5 protein-coding genes are annotated in these 19780 nt (G+C 74.0%); 3 read left to right on the forward strand and 2 right to left on the reverse strand.

The window, feature by feature from the left end; translation table 11 throughout:
- Window positions 1-20: 20 nt before the first annotated feature.
- A complete protein-coding gene (locus ACFVTC_RS02100; protein WP_390122973.1) occupies window positions 21-380 on the reverse strand; it encodes a hypothetical protein in 360 nt (119 codons plus the stop codon).
- A 179-nt stretch (window positions 381-559) separates the two neighbouring features.
- Complete coding sequence (locus ACFVTC_RS02105) at window positions 560-1924, reverse strand: MFS transporter (RefSeq protein ID WP_390122975.1); 1365 nt, start codon at window positions 1922-1924, stop codon at window positions 560-562.
- A gap of 293 nt (window positions 1925-2217) precedes the next feature.
- On the opposite strand from ACFVTC_RS02105, the gene ACFVTC_RS02110 reads away from it, so the two are divergent.
- The 3 genes from ACFVTC_RS02110 (at window position 2218) to ACFVTC_RS02120 (ending at window position 19749) form a co-directional block, all read left to right on the forward strand.
- Window positions 2218-2433 (forward strand): hypothetical protein, encoded by a 216-nt coding sequence (locus ACFVTC_RS02110; protein ID WP_194280770.1) that lies wholly within the window; start codon window positions 2218-2220, stop codon window positions 2431-2433.
- A gap of 512 nt (window positions 2434-2945) precedes the next feature.
- Window positions 2946-4673, forward strand: coding sequence for a fatty acyl-AMP ligase (locus ACFVTC_RS02115; protein ID WP_390122977.1), 1728 nt, complete (start codon window positions 2946-2948; stop codon window positions 4671-4673).
- 328 nt (window positions 4674-5001) lie between these two features.
- A complete protein-coding gene (locus ACFVTC_RS02120; RefSeq protein ID WP_390122979.1) occupies window positions 5002-19749 on the forward strand; it encodes an SDR family NAD(P)-dependent oxidoreductase in 14748 nt (4915 codons plus the stop codon).
- The last annotated feature ends 31 nt before the right edge of the window (window positions 19750-19780 follow it).

A 19780-nucleotide genomic window follows, 5' to 3' on the forward strand; every position in this document is an offset into this window, starting at 1 on the left:
ACCGCACGGCGAGGAGAGGTTCACGAGGGTGTCCGACCGTCGGTTCGCGGCGTCCGTTCGACCACGGTCCAGGCGGCGGTGAGGAGGCCGAGGCCGTCGGCGGACGGGGTGCGGGGGCGGCATCGTAGCTGGTGAGGGCTGGGCTGGGCTGGGCTGGGCTGGGCTGGGCCGGGGTCCGCGGGCAGGGCCGCGGCCTCGAAACCGGCGGAGAGGTCGCCGACCGAGGACGGGCGCCGCTCGCCGGGCTGCTCGCCCAGCCGCTCGTCCGGCACCCCGTGGATCGTGCCGGGGCCCGGCAGCAGGCGCCGTGAGCGGCCGGAGGGGAACACCTGGCCGACCGGCGTCTCCCGGTCCGCCGACGAGGCTGCCGACCTCGACACCGCCGTCGCACGTATTGGCGTCCGAAGGGCCGGTGCGCCGCCTCCCCCGTGGCGCTCGTGGGACGCCGGCCCGTCGCACGACGGGCGCCCTCCCGCGCCCTCCCGCGCCTCGGCACCCGGGTCTCGGGCGGTGGGAGCCCGAGAGGCGGCCGGTGTCCTCAGGGACGCACCGGCCGGCGTCAGCCCACCGCGACCCGGCGGGTCGTGAAGCCGATGGCGGCGGCCACGGCCGCCAGCGCGGCCACGCTGGTGAGCGCCGTGGGCAGGGAGAACCAGTCGGCCATGAACCCGATGGCGGGCGGCCCGAGGAGCATGCCGCCGTAGCCGAGTGTGGACGCGGCGGCGACTCCACCGGGTCCGGCCAGGGCGCCCGCGCGTTCGATGGCGACGGGGAAGATGTTGGCGAGGCCGAGCCCCGTGACGGCGAATCCGAGGAGCGCGGCCCACGCGGAGGGGGCGAGCGACCCGAGCAGCATGCCGGCCGCGGCCGTCGCACCGCCCACCACCAGGATCCGGGTCCGTCCGAGTCGCTCCAGCAGCGCCGTCCCGCTGAGCCGGCCGATCGTCATGGTGAGCGCGAAGCAGGAGTAGCCGGCGGCCGCGACACCGGGATGGGCGTCGAGATCCTGTTCGAGGTGGAGCGCTCCCCAGTCGGCCAGGGCTCCCTCGCCGTACGCCGTGCACAGGGCGATCACGCCGAAGACGAGCACCAGCACCCGGACGCGGGGGTCCGTGCGACGGCGTACCCGCGCGTTGGCGGGACGCAGGCTCCCCGGTGCCGCGTGGGCGTGGTCGTGAGGCGTGCGGTCCGGTGCCGCGTGGACGTGGGCGTGGTCGTGAGGCGTGCGGTCCGGTGCCGCGTGGGCGGGGGCGTCGTCGTGGGGCGTGCGGTCCGGTGCCGCATGGGCGTCGTCGTGGTCCGGACGGTCCGGTGCCGCCGGAGCCGCCTCACGCAACAGGACGCGCCCCGCGACCGCGGTCACCAACAGGCCGACGAAGGTCAGTCCCAGCAGATGGCGAGTGGGGGACAGCGATCCCGCGACGACTCCGCCGAGGCCCGCGCCGATCATGCCGCCCAGACTGAACGCCGCGTGGAAGCTGGGCATGATCGGCCGGCGCAGCGCGGCCACCAGGTCGACGGCGGCGCTGTTGAACGCGACGTTGATCCCGCCGTAGGCCGAGCCGAACACCAGGAGCACGACGCCCAAGGCGGCCACGGAGTGCGTGAGCGGCGGCAGTGCCACGCTCAGCGAGAGGATGACGGCACAGACGACGGTCACCGGGTGGTTGCCGAACCGGCGGCACAGCCTTCCGGTGAGCGTCATCGTGATCACCGCGCCGGCCGATACCCCGAGCAGCGCGAGCCCGAGCGTGCTCGCCGAGGCGCCGGTCTGCTCCTTGATGGCGGGGATACGGACGACCCACCCGGCGAAGACGAACCCGTCGAGGGCGAAGAAGGCGGTCAGGGCGATACGGAGGCGGGTGAGGTCCTTGCCGTTGCCCGGCGCCACGTTGCGCGTTCGGGTTTTGTTTATTTTCGGCACAAACTCACGGTAAGGGGGTGGCTGAGCTGCGGCAAGACCGTTCGCGCGGCAATCACGGGAGGAGGGGGAGCGGGGTGGCGGGAGGATCGAGGTGACGGTCAGGGATGGGGGTGGTCTATTCGAACTCCCGTCCAATCCCTGTCGTCCCCCTTGAATCCCTTGCGGCGCGGGCGTCCCGTCGCCTAGTGTCCAATCTCGTTGGACAGTTCGTCCGACGGAGTTGGGCACGGCCCGGGGGGAACCTGACCGCGCCCGACGAGCACAAGGCACCGATTCCTTAGGGGGAATTGATCATGATGGATCCTCGTGAACTGGACGCCGAGTCGGCGGAGCTGCTGCCGGGCCGTGAGGCCCTGGGTCGGCTGAAGTTCAGCATCGGCAAGACGGTGAACGTCACCAAGCACGTCGCCAACATCTCCGCGCACAACGAGTCGGCCGCGCTCAACGACCACTCCTCGTGGTCGGTGGCGGACTCGGGTGCCGGTCAGGCCATCAACGTCAGCCAGTAATTCCTCGAGGGCGAGGGTATTCGGCGGGCCGCGCATCGCGCGGTCCGCCTCACTCTTGTCCGGAACCAGGGTCGCGACCGTGGGTGTGGCGACGGCCGGGTGGTGTGCGAGTGGCGGAGCGGCACCGGCCGCATTCCCGCGTTGTCGATGAGCGGGACATTGTTCGAAGTAGGTGACGCGACACACATATTCACTTCCTTCCCGGCGCACACCAGCCAATTCAGCTGTCCGGGAACGGTGTTCGGTGGGTGGACCGTGCAATTCCACGATTTGTACTCGGGGTTACACCGGTCCGAGCGATAACTCTTGCTATCGTCCTACTCGTTGGTAGCAAGTCGCACGGGGGTCGCGGGGAGCGGGCGGAAGGCAGTTCCGTCACTCCTCGGGCGGGTTGGTCGAGACGGACGTTCTGGCAAGGGGGCCAGGCGGACACGGCATCTGCGCGTATCTGTGACGCGGCCTTCGAACTCCAGTTTTCTCGCTTACTCATCCGAACAGGTGAGACACCTCATATGGCTCGTTCCCTGGTCGATTTACTGACCGCGCACGCCTCCCGACAGCCTGACCGGACCGCCTACCGGTATCTCGTCACGGGCGACTGCGACGGAGAGGTCCAGGACATCTCCTACGGACGCCTGGCCGAGCGGTCCCGGGCCGTCGCCGCCTGGTTGCAGGAACGCGGCCTGGCCGGTTCCCGCGCGATGCTGCTCTATCCACCCGGACTCGAGTTCATGTCCGGTTATCTGGGCTGCCTTTCGGCCGGAGTCGTCGCCGTGCCGGGCGTACCTCCACAGGGACGGTCGCAGAACCACCGTGCCCTCCTCCGGACGAAGCGCCTGATCGCCGACGCGGACGCCAAGGTGATCCTCGGCGGCCGTGACGTGATGGCCGCCCTGGCCGGCATGGCGGAGCACCTGCCGGAACTGGCCGGGATCACCTGCGTCGCGACCGAGGACATCCCCGACGAAGCGGCCGGCTCCTGGCGCGAACCCGAACTCACCGCCGACTCCGTCGCCTTCCTCCAGTACACCTCCGGATCCACCTCCGCCCCGCGCGGTGTGATGGTGACCCACGCGAACCTTCTGGACAACGAGCGGGTCATCACGGAGCGGATGGGTCACACCCCCGAGGTGATCGAGGAATACGGCCACGAACTCTTCGTCAGCTGGCTTCCCGTCTACCACGACATGGGACTCATCGGCCCGGTCCTGAACGCGGTGTACCTCGGCGTGACCGCCACGTTCTTCTCGCCGCTGCACTTCCTGCACCGGCCCGAGCGCTGGCCGAAGGCGGTCAGCCACTACCGCGCGCACACCAGCGGCGGCCCCAACTTCGCCTACGAGCTGTGCCTGAAGCACGCGACGCCCGAACTCCTCGACGGCCTCGACCTGAGCCGTTGGCGGGTCGCCTTCAACGGCGCGGAACCGGTGCGGGCCGCCACACTGCGCCGGTTCACCGAGACCTTCGCCGCCGCGGGACTCCGCCGGGAGGCCCTCTACCCGTGCTACGGGCTGGCGGAGGCCACCCTGATCGTCACCGGCGGCTCCGTACAGGCCCCGCCCACCCTGGCCGAGCCTCCGGGGACCGGGTCGCACGACGGCGCGGCGGACGCGGCGGCGGTCGGCTCCGGCCGGACGGGCCCCGGCACCACCGTGATCATCGCCGACCCCGAGCGGCAGGAGGAACTGCCCGAGGGCGAGGTCGGTGAGATCTGGGTCGCCGGCGCGGGCGTCGCCAAGGGCTACTGGCGCAACGCCCTCGCGACCCGGCAGACGTTCCGGGCCACGCTGAAGGACCGTGAAGGTCACTTCCTGCGCACCGGCGACCTCGGATTCCTGCGGGACGGAGAACTCTTCGTCACCGGCCGTCTGAAGGACCTGCTCGTCATCGGCGGCCGCAACCACTACCCCCAGGACCTGGAACTGTCCGCGGAGATGTCCCACTGGTCGCTGCGGCCCGGCTGTACCGCCGCTTTCTCCGTGGACGCCGGGGAGGAGGAGGGCGAGCAGCCCGTCGTCGTCGCCGAGACGGCCCCGGAGGCGCTCGGCGAGTCGGAGAAGATCGTCGGCCTGATCCGCGGCGCGATCGGGGAGGCCCACGGCCTGCCGGTGCGTGATGTGGTGTTGGTCCACCCCGGCAGCATTCCGAAGACGTCCAGCGGGAAGATCCAGCGCCGCGCCACCCGGACGGCGTACCTCGAAGGCACCCTCTCCCCAGTGGGCGCGCCCGCTTCGGGATGACGGCGGCCGCCGACCGCGCGTCCGCACGTGCCGTCGGGGGTTCCCTGGTCGTCATGTGACGTGCGCCGGGCCGCTCCACCGTGCGCGGTCCCCGCATCGAGGCGCGTATCGGGTGCGGGCATTCGCTGCCCGTAGGTGACGCCGTTCGTCACCCGTACGCCCCGAAACCCGCCGGAACAGGCCGAGTTCGCCATCTGGCCGTCCGCCGTCCCCCGTTTGCCGTCCCCCGTCCGCCGCACGTCGGCGGCGTCAGCCGTACCCCGTGCGCTCCGCCGTGGCGGCCGTACGGCATCCACCTGAGCCCGAGTTCACGAGGACACCTGCCCAGATGCCTGCGAACGAGTCCCCGAACCAGTCCCCCGAGACGCCCGCGACGACCTCCGAGGACGTGCGGGCGTGGTTGACGTCGGCCGTCGCCGAGGCGGCCGGGCTCCCCCCGTCGGCCGTCGCCCCAGATCGTCCGGTCGCGGAATTCGGCCTGGGTTCACGGCAGTTGGTGACGCTTGCGGCGGATCTGTCCGAGCGGCTCGGCCGGCCCTTGGAGCCCTCCCTCGTCTTCAACCACCCCACGATCGCGGCGATCGCCGAAACGGTCCTCGGCGAAGGACCCGCACTGACCGCCGATCCGGTCCAGGTCCCGGCGTCGGCCGGTGCACCCGTACGGGCGGACGGCGACATCGCGATCATCTCCATGGCCTGCCGTTTCCCCGGTGGCGCCGACGACCCCGAGTCCCTGTGGCGGCTGCTGGCCGAGGGCCAGGACGCTGTCGGCGAGGTGCCCGAGGGCCGTTGGGACACCCGTGCGCTGCTGGACCCCGACCCGGAGGCCGTCGGCAAGGCGTACACCCTGCGCGGCGGTTTCCTGACCGGCATCGACCGCTTCGACGCGCCCTTCTTCGGGGTCTCGGCGCGCGAGGCGGCGGCCATGGACCCGCAGCAGCGGCTGCTGCTGCGGACCGGCTGGGAGGCGATCGAGCGCGCCGGGATCGTCCCCGGGACACTGAACGGCAGCTCCACGGGCGTCTACATCGGCCTGTACGACAGTGGATACCTCGCCGCGGCCCGCCTGGAGCAGCTCGACGGGCACGTGGGCACCGGCTCGGCGCCCAGCGTGGCGTCCGGACGTATCGCGTACACCCTCGGTCTGCGGGGTCCGGCCGTGACCGTCGACACCGCCTGCTCCTCCTCCCTCGTCGCCCTGCACCTGGCGGCGCGGGCGCTGGCGAGCGGTGAGTGCGACCTCGCGCTTGCGGGTGGCGCCACGCTTCTCGTGACACCGCGCGGGCACGTCGAGTTCAGCAGGCTGCGCGGACTGTCGCCGACCGGCCGGTGCAGCCCGTTCTCCACCGAGGCCGACGGCGTGGTGTGGGCCGAGGGCTGTGGTCTGGTGCTGCTCAAGCGGCTCGCGGACGCGCGCCGTGACGGCGACCGGGTCCTCGCGGTGGTCAAGGGCTCGGCGGTCAACCAGGACGGCCGGAGTCAGGGCCTGAGCGCTCCCAACGGCCCCGCGCAGGAACGGGTGTTGCGCGCCGCGCTCGCCGACGCCGGACTCCGACCGGAAGACCTGGACTTCGTCGAGGCGCACGGCACCGGTACGCGGCTCGGCGACCCCATCGAAGGCCGAGCGCTCGCCTCGGTGTTCGGACCGGGACGTCCGGCGGACCGGCCCCTCGCCGTCGGCTCCCTGAAGTCCAACATCGGTCACACCCAGGCCGCGGCGGGCATCGGCGGAGTCATCAAGACCGTCCTGTCCCTCGGTCATGAACTGCTCCCCGCGTCCTTGCACGCGAAGACCCCGACCGAGCACGTCGACTGGGCGGGCGGTGGCCTGCGCTTACACAGTGACGCCGGAGCCTGGCCGCGGCGCGGCGACCGGGTACGGCGGGCCGGAGTGAGCGCGTTCGGAATCAGCGGAACCAACGCGCACGTGGTCCTGGAGGAGGCACCGCGGGACGTGGCGCGACCGCCCGAGCCCGCGACTGCCGAGCCCGCGACTGCCGGGCCCGCCCGGCAGCCGGGTACGGAGGAGCCGGGAACGGAGGAGCCGGGAACGGAGGAGCCTGGTACAGAGGAGCCGGGCGTGGAGGAGCCCGTCACCGAAGAGCCCGGCACGGAGAAGCCCGGCACCGAGGAACCCCGCACGGGACGCGACGCAGCGCTCTTCCCCCTGTCCGCCCGCACCCTTCCGGCGCTCCGGGGACAGGCCGCCCGCCTGCTCGACGCGCTCGCCGAACGACCCGGTGTGGCGCTGCCCGCCGTGGCCGCGACCCTGGCCCACCACCGCACGCACTTCGAACACCGCGCCGTCGTCCGGGCGGGCGACCGCGACGAACTGCTCGCGGCCCTGCGCGCACTCGCCGCGGGACAGCCCGACACCGAGCTCCTCGTGGGTCCCCTACCGGCAGGTCCGCCGGGAAAGCTGGCGTTCGTCTTCCCCGGCCAGGGCGCCCAGTGGTCCGGCATGGCCCGTGAACTGCTGGACACGTCACCGGTGTTCGCCGACGAACTCGACCGGTGCGACGCGGCCCTGCGCCCGTTCACCGTCTGGTCGGCGGCGGCCGTCCTGCGCGGCGACGAGGGTGCCCCGTCCCTGGAGCGGGTGGACGTCGTCCAGCCGGTCCTGTTCGCCGTGATGGTCTCCCTGGCCGCGCTCTGGCGGGCCCGTGGCGTACGACCGGACGCGGTGATCGGGCACAGCCAGGGCGAGGTCGCCGCGGCCTGTGTGGCCGGCGCGCTCAGTCTCAACGACGCGGCGGCGGTGGTCGCCCTGCGCGGCCGGGCCCTGACCGCGCTGTCCGGCACCGGCACCATGGCCGTCGTCGCCCTGCCGCACACCGAGGTCGAGGCACACCTCGCCGGCCTGGGCGGACGGGTCTGCGTCGCCGCCGTGAACAGCGGCCGTTCGACGGTGATCGCCGGTGACGCGGAACCGCTCGAATCCCTGCTCGCCGACCTCGACCGGCAGCAGGTGTTCGTCCGCCGCCTCGACGTCGACTACGCCTCCCACAGCGCCCGGGTCGAGCCGCTGCGCACGACGATCCTCGGCGAACTCGACGGCGTCGTCACCTGCCCGGCCCCCGTCGCCTGGTACTCCACGGTCACCGGCGAACCGGTCACGGAGGAACTCGAGGCGGACTACTGGTACACGAACCTGCGCGAACCCGTCCGCTTCGCGCCCACCGTGGAGCGCATGGTGGCCGACGGCTACCGCTGCTTCGTCGAACTCAGTCCCCACCCCTCCCTCGTCACCGCCCTGCGCACGGTCGCCGAGGACTGCGGCCACGAAGACCTGGTCGCCGTCGGATCGCTGCGTCGCGACGAGGACGGACCCGCCTGTCTGGACCGGGCCGCCGCCGAACTCCACGTCCACGGACGGCCGATCGACTGGCCCCGGCCGGCCCCCGACACGGAGCGCGTCGAACTTCCCACGTACGCCTGGGACACGCAGTCCTACTGGATCGAGCCCGAGTCCGCGGCCGGAGCCCCCGGACTCCTCGACCGCGCCGCGCACCCGCTGCTCGGCATTCAGCTGCAGTCCGCGGACGAGACCCGCTGGACCTTCCGCGACGAGTGGTCGCCGGCCACCGCCGACTGGCTCTCCGACCACACCGTGTTCGGCCGAACCGTGGTGTCGGGCACCACCCTGATGGAGCTGTGCCGGGCCGCCCTCGCCGTGGCCCGCCCGGACGTTCCCGGCGACGTGACCGACCTGCTCCTGCTCGCACCCCTCGTCCTGCCGGAGTCCGGCACGGTCGAGGTGTCCGTCGAGGTGGTCACCACGGGCCCCGCCCCGGAGATCACCGTGCACAGTCGCCCGCGCGGCCGGCCGAACCCCGACTGGACCCTGCACGCGACGGCTTCGGCGGCTCCGCCCCTCCCGGCGCCGCCCGCCCGGCCGCCGGTGTGGCCGGAGTCCGCCGAATCCGTGTGGAGCACGCGGACGTACGAGCGGCTGAGCGGCCTGGGCCTCGGCTACGGCCCGGCCTTCCAGGGCGTCCGGTCGGCGGTCACGACCACCGTGGACGGCGAACTGCTGGCCCGGCTCTCCCTGCCCACCGTGGCCCGGGAGACGGCCGACGCCTACCCGGTCCACCCGGCACTGCTGGACGCGGCGCTGCACGTGGCCGCCGCGCTGGACACGGGCGGCGCGTCCGACGGCCGGGTGCTGCTGCCGGTCGCGGTGGGCCGATGCGTCCTGCCGCCCGGCGGCACCGGTGACCTCACGGCGCTGGTCCGCAGATCGGGCGGCTCCGGGACGGACCTCACCCTCGACGTGACGCTGTGGGACGCGGACGGCTTTCCGGCGGGCCGGCTGGAGGACGTACGGCTGCGGGCCGCCGACCCGGCGGATCTGAACGGCGCCTCGGAGAACGGCCGTCACCTGTACGAAGTGGCGTGGACGGCCGGGCCCGAAGAACCCGCCGTGGCGCCGGGCGCCGTGTGGGCCGTCCACGGCGACCCATCGGACCCGGACGTCGCGGCCGCCGTCCGCGGCCTGGAGGCGGCGGGCCTCCAGGTGCGGGAGACGGACGCCGACATCCTCGTACGGATCTGGCCGCGTCCGGCGCCCGATGTGGAACCGGCCGCCGCCGCACGGGAATTCGCCGCCGACGCGCTGGCCGGACTGCGTGACCTCTCGGCGCTCGCGCAGGACCGGCTGCCCGCCCGGACCGTATGGGTGACCCGCGGCGCGATCGCGACCGGTGCCGGAGACTCCGTGCCAGGGCTGGCCCAGTCCGTGCTGTGGGGCATCGCCCGCAGCGCCCGGACCGAACACCCGCACCTCGGACTGACCCTGCTGGACCTCGACGGCTCCGGCCCCTCCGGTCTCCCCTCCGGCGATGTCCTCGCGGCTGCCGTCGCCCGCGCCGACGAGCCCGAACTCGCCCTCCGGGCAGCCACCTTGCTCGTACCGCGGCTGGTGCGCGCCCGCGTGACGGACGGCTTGCGGATTCCGGCCGGGGACCAGTACGAACTGACCGGGCTCCCGGCGGATCCCGCCCTGCGCGCGGTGGCCTCCCACGCCCTGGCCGCCGGCCAGGTCAGGATCCAGGTGCACGCCGTCGCGGTCCCCGGCCCCGGCGGCGCGGCGCCCCGTACCGCGTGCGCCGGTGTGCTGACCGAGGCCGGCGCCGATACCGGGGACCTGGCTCCCGGTCTGCGGGTCTGCGCCCTCGCCGAGACGCCACCCGGCTCCGAGGCGGTCGTGGACGCACGGCGGCTCGCGGTGCTCCCGGACGACGTCCCGTTCACCACGGCGGCGGCCCTGGCCCTCGCGGCCGGTGGCGCGGGCGTCTCGGGAGAACCGGCCGAGGCGTTGTACACCGCCCTCGCCGGTGCGACACGTCCGGCCCGCCCCCGGGTCCTTCCCGTCAGCGGCGCGCGCGAGGCACTGCGGCGGCGGACCACGTCCGGCGGGCCCGTCGTCCTCGACCTGGTGCCGCGGCAGGCAACGTCCACCCCGTCGCGACACCCGGCACGACCTTCCGCCGCACCGGCCGACAGCGCGAGTACGCCCGGTGCGACGGAGCGTGCCCAGGCACCGGCCGGGCGTACCGGCCCGGTACCCACGGACGGCACGGTGCTGATCACAGGCGGGCTCGGCGCGGTCGGCCGCCACATCGCCCAGCTTCTCGCCGAACGGGGCGTCCCCCGACTGCTCCTGACGTCCCGTCGGGGGCCGGACGACCCGCGCGCCGACGAGGTCACCGCCGAACTGACCGCGCTCGGCGCCGAGGTCGAGATCGCCGCGTGCGACGTCGCGGACGCCGAAGCCCTGGCCGACGTACTGGCCCAGGTGACAGTGGAGTTGCCGCTGCGCGGAGTCGTCCACTGCGCCGGAGTCCTGGCCGACGGCGTGATCGCCGATCTGACGCCCGAACGCCTCGCGCGGGTGCTGCGCCCCAAGGTCGACGGCGCCGCCCATCTGCACCGGCTCACCGCCGACCTGCCCCTCGACCTGTTCCTGCTGATCTCCTCGGCGGCCGGTGTCGTCGGCACCGCGGGCCAGGCCAACTACGCGGCGGCCAACGCCTTTCTCGACCAACTCGCCCACCACAGAGCCGCCCTGGGCCTGCCCGGTCTCTCGGTCTCCTTCGGTGCCTGGGCGGGCGAGGGCCTCGCCGCCGAACACGCCGACCTGGACCGGATGGCCCGTGCAGGCCACCGGCCCCTCACCCCGGACCAGGGCCGCGAACTCGTCGAACTCGCCCTGCTCCACGGCGCACCGCACCTGGTCGCCTGGTCCCTGGACCTGCCCCGGCTGCGCGAGAACACGGCGGCCGCTGACCACCGCTCGACGGCACTGTGGCGCTCGTTGCTGCCCGCGCCGCGCGGCGACCGGGACGGGGGCGAAAGCCTGGCGGACCGGCTGACCCGGCTGCCGGAGGCCGAACGCGCCGCCCGCGTCCTGGGCCTGGTCCGCGAGGAGACCGCCCGAGCACTCGGCCTGCGCTCGGCCGAATCCGTGCGGCCCGACCGGCCGTTGCGTGACCTCGGCATGGACTCGGTGACGGCGGTGGAGCTGCGCAACCGCATCGGCACCCGGATCGGAGCCAGGCTGCCCGCCACCCTGCTCTTCGACCACCCCACCGCGGCCCGGCTCACCGCGCACCTGCTGGCCACCACGCTCGCCGCAGGCGGCCCCAGGGCCCCGCGGAGCGCGCCCGGCCCGCGGCACGCCCGCGACACCACGCCCGCCGCGGACGAGCCACTGGCGCTGGTGGGCATGGCGTGCCGGCTGCCCGGCGGCGTGCACGACCCCGAGGGCCTGTGGCACCTGGTGGCCGAAGGCCGCGACGCGGTCGGCCCGTTCCCCGAGGCACGCTGGGACGTGCGGTCGCTGTACGACCCCGACCCGGAGGCCCTGGGCAAGTCGTACGCCCGGGAGGGCGGATTCCTCGACGGGCTGGACTCCTTCGACGCGGGCTTCTTCGGCATCACGCCCAAGGAGGCGGCGGCCATGGACCCGCAGCAGCGCGTGCTGCTGGAGACGGCGTGGGAGGCGCTGGAGCGCGCCGGGATCGTCCCCGCCGACCTGGCGGGCAGTCCCACCGGCGTGTACGTGGGCATGTTCGGCAGCGACTACCTCGCGGGCTCCCGGCTCGACCAGTTGGACGGGTACGTCGGCACCGGGTCGGCCCTGAGCGTGGCCTCGGGACGGCTCGCGTACACGCTGGGTCTGAACGGACCCGCGCTCACCGTGGACACGGCCTGCTCCTCGTCGCTGGTGGCGCTACACCTGGCGGCGCAGGCACTCCGGTCGGGCGAGTGCGACCTCGCGCTCGCCGGCGGCGTGACCCTGATGGTGACACCGGGGACCTTCGTCGAGTTCAGCCGTCTGCGGGGGCTGTCCCCGACCGGCCGTTGCCGCTCCTTCTCCGACGACGCCGACGGAGCCGTCTGGGCCGAGGGGGCGGGCATGGTCGTACTGAAGCGGCTCGGCGACGCGCGCCGCGACGGCGACGAGGTGCTCGCCGTACTGCGCGGAACCGCGGTCAACCAGGACGGCCGCAGTCAGGGACTGTCCGCGCCCAACGGCCCGGCCCAGGAGCAGGTGGTCCGGCGGGCGCTGGAACTGTCCGGGCTGGCACCGGCCGACATCGACTACGTCGAGGCGCACGGGACCGGGACGACGCTCGGCGACCCGATCGAGGCGAACGCCCTGGCGGAGGTCTTCGGCGCCTCGCGTCCGCAGGGCCGACCCCTGTATCTCGGCTCACTCAAGTCCAACATCGGTCACGCGCAGGCCGCTTCGGGCGTGCTCGGGCTGATCAAGGTCGTCCAGTCCCTGCGTCACCACTCGCTGCCCCGCACCCTGCACGCCGGCACGCCCAGTCGCCACGTCGACTGGGACGGCGGCGGGTTGCGGCTGTTGCGGGAGACGGCTCCCTGGCCGCTGACGGGTGAGCGCGTACGGCGGGCCGGCGTGAGCGCCTTCGGGATCAGCGGCACCAACGCGCACCTGGTCGTGGAGGAGGCCCCGCGGGCCGAGGCGCGGCCGACGGCCGACACCGACACCGGCACGGGCACGGGCACGGGCACGGGCACCGGCACCGGCAAAAGGCTGTTCGTGCTGTCCGGGCGCAGTGAGTCCGCCGTACGCGGGCAGGCCGAGCGGCTGTCCCGTCACCTCACGCGGGACGTCGCCCTGCCCGACGTCGCCCACACCCTGGCGCGACACCGAGGCCACTTCGAGCGGCGGGCGGCGATCATGGCGGGTGACCGTGACGAACTGCGCGCCCGGCTCGACGCGCTGGCGTGCGGAAGGACACCGCCGGCCCGGTCCCATGAGGGACGGACGGGCGGCGTGGCGTTCGTCCTCGCCGGGCACGGCGGCCAATGGCCGGGAATGGGCGCGGAGTTGACGACCGAGTCGGCGGCCTTCCACGACGAGCTGTCCCGGATCGACGAAGCGGTGCACCGCCGCGTCGGCTGGTCGGTCCTCAACGTGCTGCGAGCCCCCGAGGAGTTCACCCCGCTCGACCGGACGGAGTTCCTCCAGCCGGTGCTGTTCGCGCTGAACGCGTCCCTGGCCGCCGCCTGGCGAGCGCTGGGCGTCCGCCCGGACGCGGTGGTCGGACACAGCCTCGGCGAGATCGCTGCCGCGTACACCGCGGGCGCCCTCACCCTGGACGACGCCGTGGCCGTGGTGACCGCACGGGCCGGCGCGGTCGCGCCGCTGGTCGGGCAGGGCGGCATGCTGTCCCTGGAACTCCCGCTCGCGGAGGTCGAGGAACTGCTCGCGCCCCACCGGGGCCGGCTGTTCGTCGCGGCCGTCAACAGCGCGTCCTCCACAGCGGTGTCCGGCGACGCCGAGGCGCTGGACGGGCTGCGCCGGCGACTCGACGCGCAGGGCGTACCGGTACGACGGCTGTCGACCCCGTTCGCCTCCCACACCCCCCTGATGGACCCGGTCCGCGAGGATCTGCTCGATCGGCTCGCCGGTATCAGGGGCACCCGAACCCCGACCCCGCTCTATTCGACGGTGCTGGCCGCGCCCGTGCCCGGTGACCGGCTGGACGCCGACCACTGGTACGCCAACCTGGGCCGCCCGGTCCGTTTCGCGGACACGATCCGCCGGATGCTCGACGACGGGTACCGCTACTTCGTCGAGCTGAGCCCGCACCCGTCGCTCACCGCGTCGGTCGAGGCGGTGGCGGCCGAGGCGGGGATCGACGCGGTGGCCGTCGGCTCGCTGAGCCGGCAGCGGGACGGACAGGACGTACTGCTGCGCGGGCTGGGGGAGTTGTACGAGGCCGGGTACGCGCCCGACTGGCCGGTGCTGTTCCCCCGCGGCCGCCGTGTCGATCTGCCCACGTACGCCTTCGCCCGCGAACGCCACTGGCTCGCACCCGCCCCGGCCGCCGCGACGGCCGGAGGCTCACCGCTCCTCGGTACGCACGTCGAGGCCAGCGACACACCCGGCCGGCACCTCTTCCAGAACGAGATCGACCTGCGCGACAGCCGCTTCGCCTACCTCGGCGACCACCGGGTCGGCGGCGAGGTCTGGCTGCCCGGCGCCGCCTTCCTCGACCTCGCGATGGAGGCCGCCTCGGCGGTACGTGACGGTGACGAGGCCCGTGACGGTGACGAGGCCCGTGACGGCGGTGAGGCCCGTGACGGCGGTGAGGCCCGTGACGGCGGTGAGGTACGGCTCGCCGACGTGAGGTTCGTACGGCCCCTCGCGCTCGACGCCGAGCGGCCCGTACGGGTGCAACTGGTCCTGCGTCCCGCCGAGGACGGCTCACGGGACTTCACCATCTCCTCGGCCCCCGCCGGTGAGCGGCCGGCCCGGTGGGAGCGGCATGTCACCGGACGCGTCCTGACCGGTGCCGCCGAACCCGCGCCGGACGCGGGCGAGGAGCTCGCGGCGCTGCGCGAGAGGTGCGGTGAGGAGGTCGGCCTGTCGGCCGTCTACGCGGGGCTGACCGCCCTCGGCATCGACTACGGCCCCGCCTTCCGGGGCCTGGAACAGGGCCACCGCACGGATTCCGAAGCGGTGGGCCGGCTCGCCCGGCGTCCTGCCGCCGGTCATCTCGTGCACCCCGCCGTGCTCGACGCCGCCTTCCACACGGCGGCGCTGCCGGCGAACGCCCCCGAGGGCCGGGCGTTCGTACCCGCCGGTGTCGGACGGCTGCGCTTCACCGGTCTCGGCGGCACTCCCGCGTGGGTGACCTGCCGACTGCGTTCCGTGGAGGGCGACACCGCGCTGCTGGACCTCGGGCTATGGGACCAGGACGGCCAACTCGTCCTGGAGGCGAAGGAGTTCGCATTGACCGCGCTCACACGGGCGGACGCCGCGCTCCTCGAGACCCGCTGGCAGCCGCGCTCCGACGCACAGGAGCCGGCCGGCCGGGGCAGCTGGCTGCTCCTCGCCGACGGGACCGGAGTGGCCGCCGCGCTCGCGGAGCGACTGGCCGCCGCCTCGGCACCGTACGTGATCGCGCGCACCGGCGAGGCGTTCGGCGCCGAGGGCCCCGGCCGCTACGTCCTCGATCCGGCCGACCCGGGGCAGGTGACCCGGCTCCTCGACGAGGCCTTCGCCGACGGACCGCCGGAACGGGTGGTGCAGTTGTACGCGCTCGACGCGCCCCCGATCGAGAACGCCGCCACGGCCGAGGAGGCCGCGCGCCGGTGCTGCCTCAGCACCCTGCATCTGGTGCGGGCACTCGCCGACCACCCGCGGGGCCGCGCCCCGCGCCTGTTCGTGGTCGTACGCGGGACCCAGGCCGCCGGTGGCAGCACACAGGTGACGCACCCTCAGCAGGCGCTCGCCTGGGGCTTCGGCCTCACGGTGGCCCAGGAGTACCCGGAACTGTCGACCACGCTGATCGACCTGCCGGCAACGGACGGCGACGACGCCCTGTGGACGCAACTGCGGCACGCGGACGACGAACGGCTCGTCGCACTAAGGGAGTCGGGCCGGCTGGTACCGAGGCTGACCCGCACCCGCCCCGACGACGGCGGCCACGACGGGGTCGCCGCGGACGGCGTGTACCTGATCACGGGCGGTCTCGGCGGACTCGGCCGGGTGGTCGCCGAGCGGCTGGTACGCCTGGGCGCCCGCAGGCTGGCCCTGCTGAGCCGCGGCGGACCCGACGCGGACACGGCGAGCTGGATCGCTGGACTCGAAGCACGGGGTGTCACCGTGTGTCCCGCCCGCGCGGACGTCGCCGACCGTGACGCCCTGACGGCCGCCCTGGCCACCGTACGACAGGCGGCCGGACCGATCGCCGGGGTCGTCCACGCGGCAGGTGTCCTCGACGACGCCACGGTGGCCACCCTGACCGACGGCCGTGTCCTGAGCGTCCTCGCACCCAAGGTCCTGGGCACCGCCCTGCTCACCGAACTCGTCCCGGAGGCCGAGCGGTTCGTGCTCTTCGCCTCGGCGGCCGGTCTGCTCGGCTCGGCCGGGCAGGCCCCGTACGCGGCGGCGAACGCCTTCCTCGACGCCTGGGCGCACCATCTGTCCCGCACCGACCGCCGAGCCCTGAGCCTGGACTGGGGCGCCTGGGCGGGGGTGGGCATGGTCGCCGGGTCCGGCACCCGGGCCGCCGAGACCGGCCGGTCGGGTCTGATCGCCTTCTCCCCACAGGAGGGCGGCGACCTGTTCGAGCGGCTGCTCGCCACCTCCCGCCGCCAACTCGCCCCTCTCGCCCTGGACTGGGAGGCCCTGGCGCTCGACCCGGACGCGGCCCGCACCCGCCCGGTCCTGGGCGACCTGATCGCCACCACGGCGTCCCCGGCGGACACGGACGGCCTCGTCACGCGGGTGTTCGCGGCGACCACGGACCGGGACCGCGCCGCACGGCTGGAAGCGTACGTACGGGCCAAGGTCGCCCAGGTCTCCGGCGGTGCGTTCGACGCGTCCGCGACCACACCCCTCAAGGAACTGGGCCTCGACTCCCTGATGCTCGTCCGGCTGCGCAACGCCTTCGCACGCGAACTCGGCGCCGAACTCCCCACCACCGACGTGTTCTCGGCGCCCGACATCCGGGGCCTGGCACAAGCGCTGGGCGAGGTGTTGCCCGCACACGGCACCGGGGCCCGGGAGGAGGAACGGCGTCCCGGGAGCGCACCGCAGGTACCCGAGAGCGAACTGCGGCCCGCGACCCGCGACATGGTACGGCTGCTGCGCAGCGCCCGGCCGGACATGCCGGACGCGGCGCACGCCATCGGTCTGGCCGCACGGCTCACCGCGCCGACCACCCGTGAGGCCCTCGCCGCCGTCCTCACCCGGCTCGCCGGACGGCACGCAGCCCTGCGCACGGCGATACCCGGCGGCGGACAGGGCCGACAGATACGTGTGGAAAGGGAGTTGACCTCGCCGCTCCTGCGCTGGACGGCCGTGAGCTGCGACGCCGGACTCGACGCCGCCGACCGGCTGCGCCGACTGCTGGAGCCACCGTTCGACCCGGCGGCCGCGCCGCTGTGGCGCTTCGAGTTGCTGGACGCGGGCGAGGGCGGCCAGCTCCTCGTGTTCGGCGCCCACCACGCGGTGAGCGATCTGCGGTCGCTGCTGCTCGTCGCGGGGGAGATCGACGCCGAACTGTCCGGCACCCCACTCGGCGACACCGTCAGCAATCGCGACCTCGACCTGCTGATCGAGGCCCAGCGCACCGGCGGCACCCCCGGTGCGGACACGGCCGAGTGGCGCGAGGCCTTCCACGGCGCCGCGCGCCTCGATCTGACCCTCGCCCGGCCCCGCCCGGCGACCCGTTCGTACCGGGCCGGGAGCGTCACCGTGGAGATACCCGACGGTCTCGTGGAACGGGTGACGGCGGCCGCGAGCCGACTCGCCGTCACACCCGCCGCCTTCTGCCTCGGCACCCTGACCGTGCTGCTGGCCAGGGCGCGGGAACGGGAGCGCTTCGTGCTCGCCGTGCCCGTCGACACCCGGATCCACGCCGACGCGTACGACGCGGTGGGCTTCTTCGGGGTGCCCGTCCCCTTCCCGGCACAGGCCGGGGCGGGGGAGCGGATCGAGGACGTGCTGCGCCGCACGGACACGCGCCTGGACCGCATCCTCGCCAAGGGCGCCATGTTCTCGGACGTGTTGCCGACCCTCGCCGGACAGGGGCTGCACCGGGCGAACGCGCCCCTGGTGGAGGTGTACTTCAACTACGTACGTTCCCCCGGCCGCCGCCTCGAACGGCTGGAGGTGCTCCCCGCCGGTACGGGCTACTCCGACCTCGACCTCATGATCACCATGACCCCGGACGCGGGCCGTGTCCGCCTCGACCACAACCTCGACATCCTGGACGCGGAGACCTCGGCCGACCTGGCGCGAGAGTTCCTGCGGCTGCTCGCGGACGCGGCCGACGATCCGACGGCGGCGGTCCGTGCGGAGGCGGAGACGATCTGGGCGACGACGGGGAACGGTGGGGCGTCGAGGAGCGCCCCGGCCGCTGGTGGACCCGCCGCACGCCCGCGCCGCCCGCTCGCCATCGCCGCCACCTTCGCGCTCGGTCATCTGCCGTCGCTGTGCGCCGCGGCGACCGAGGAGGAGACGGAAACAGAGGGGGACCAGACACCGGACGGGGTACGCGACGGGGCGCCCGACCGGGTGCGGGACGAGGGCCCGACGGTCGCCGAGGCCCCGTACCACCAGGTGCTCGCCGCCCTGCGCGACCCGTCGGGCGTCTTCGCCGACCCCGCGTCGGCGGTGGGTGTGGTGCTGCTGCGGGCGGTGGACCTGGAACGGTTCGGCCCGGTCACCGACGCGGTGCTCGACGAACTGCGCGCCGCGTACCCGGCCGCGCTGAAGGCCCTGTCCGAGCGGACCCGCAAGCCTCTGATCGTGGGCTTCCTGCCCACCGCGCGTCAGGAGGACCGCTTCACGCGGTGGGAGGAGGACCTCGCCGCCGGACTCGCCGGTTCCCCCGGCATCGCGGTACTGCGCCCGGACGACTGGACACGCCACCACACCGTCGCGGAACGCTTCGACGAACGAACCGAACGGCTGGCCCATCTCCCCTTCACACCGCCCTTCCAGGCGGTGGTGGCCCTGCGGGTGGCCGAGGTCGTACGCGCGGTGCGGCGCCCCGCACCGAAGGTGATCGCGGTGGACGGTGACCAGACCCTGTGGGGCGGGGTGGCCGGGGAGATCGGCCCGGACGCGGTGGACCTGGCCGGTCCGCGCGCCCTCCTCGCGCGCAGGCTGCTCGAATGGCGGGCGGCCGGCGTACTGCTGGCACTGGTCAGCAACAACGACGAGGACACGGTACGAGCCGTACTGGACCGTCCGGACAGCCTGTTGAAGGCCGAGCACTTCAGCGCGCTCTCGGTCACCTGGGGGCCGAAGCCCGACCGGCTCTCCCGGGCGGCGCGCGCCCTCGGCCTGGGACTCGACAGCTTCCTCTACCTCGACGACAACCCTGTCGAGATCGCGGCGATGCGGTCGGCGCTGCCGCAGGTGCTGTCACTGACCTGCCCACCGGCGGCCGAACTCGGCGACTTCCTGGACCGGTTGTGGCCGCTGGTCCCGGCGGCGGCGACGGCCGAGGACGGGCTGCGGGCACGGTTCTACGCGCAGGAGCGGGAGCGGGACGCGGCCCGCGAGCAGGCCGGATTCGAGGAGTTCCTCGCCCGGCTGGAGCTTCAGGTCGACATCAAGGCCCTTTCCGATGACGACGTCGAGCGGGCCGGACAACTCGTCCGCCGCACCAACCAGTTCGTCCTCCACCCCCGGGCGGCCGACGGCGGGGATCTGGCGCGGTGGCGGGAACACGGCGAGGTGTGGACGGCCGCGGCCCGCGACCGGTTCGGCGACTACGGGCAGATCGGCCTGATCGCCCTGCGCGTGGAAGACGGCCGACTCGACGTCCTCGCCTGGGTGATGAGCTGCCGGGCGCTGGGCCGGGGCGTCGAGGAACGGATGCTGCAGTGGCTCGCCGACCGCGCCGAGCGGCTGGGCTGCGCGAAGGTCCGGCTGACGGCGGAGCGCACCGCGCGCAACCTGCCGGCCCGGCGTCTGCTGGCCGCGCTCGGCGGCGCCGACCAGGACGACGAGCGCCTGGAGAGCGTGGTCACGCCGGATCAGCTGCGGGCCTTCCGCTCCTGGCGGCGACGGTGAGCGGGACGGCCGCGGCACGTGGCCCGTCCGT

Source organism: Streptomyces sp. NPDC057950, assembly GCF_042887295.1.
GTDB lineage: Bacteria > Actinomycetota > Actinomycetes > Streptomycetales > Streptomycetaceae > Streptomyces > Streptomyces kaempferi.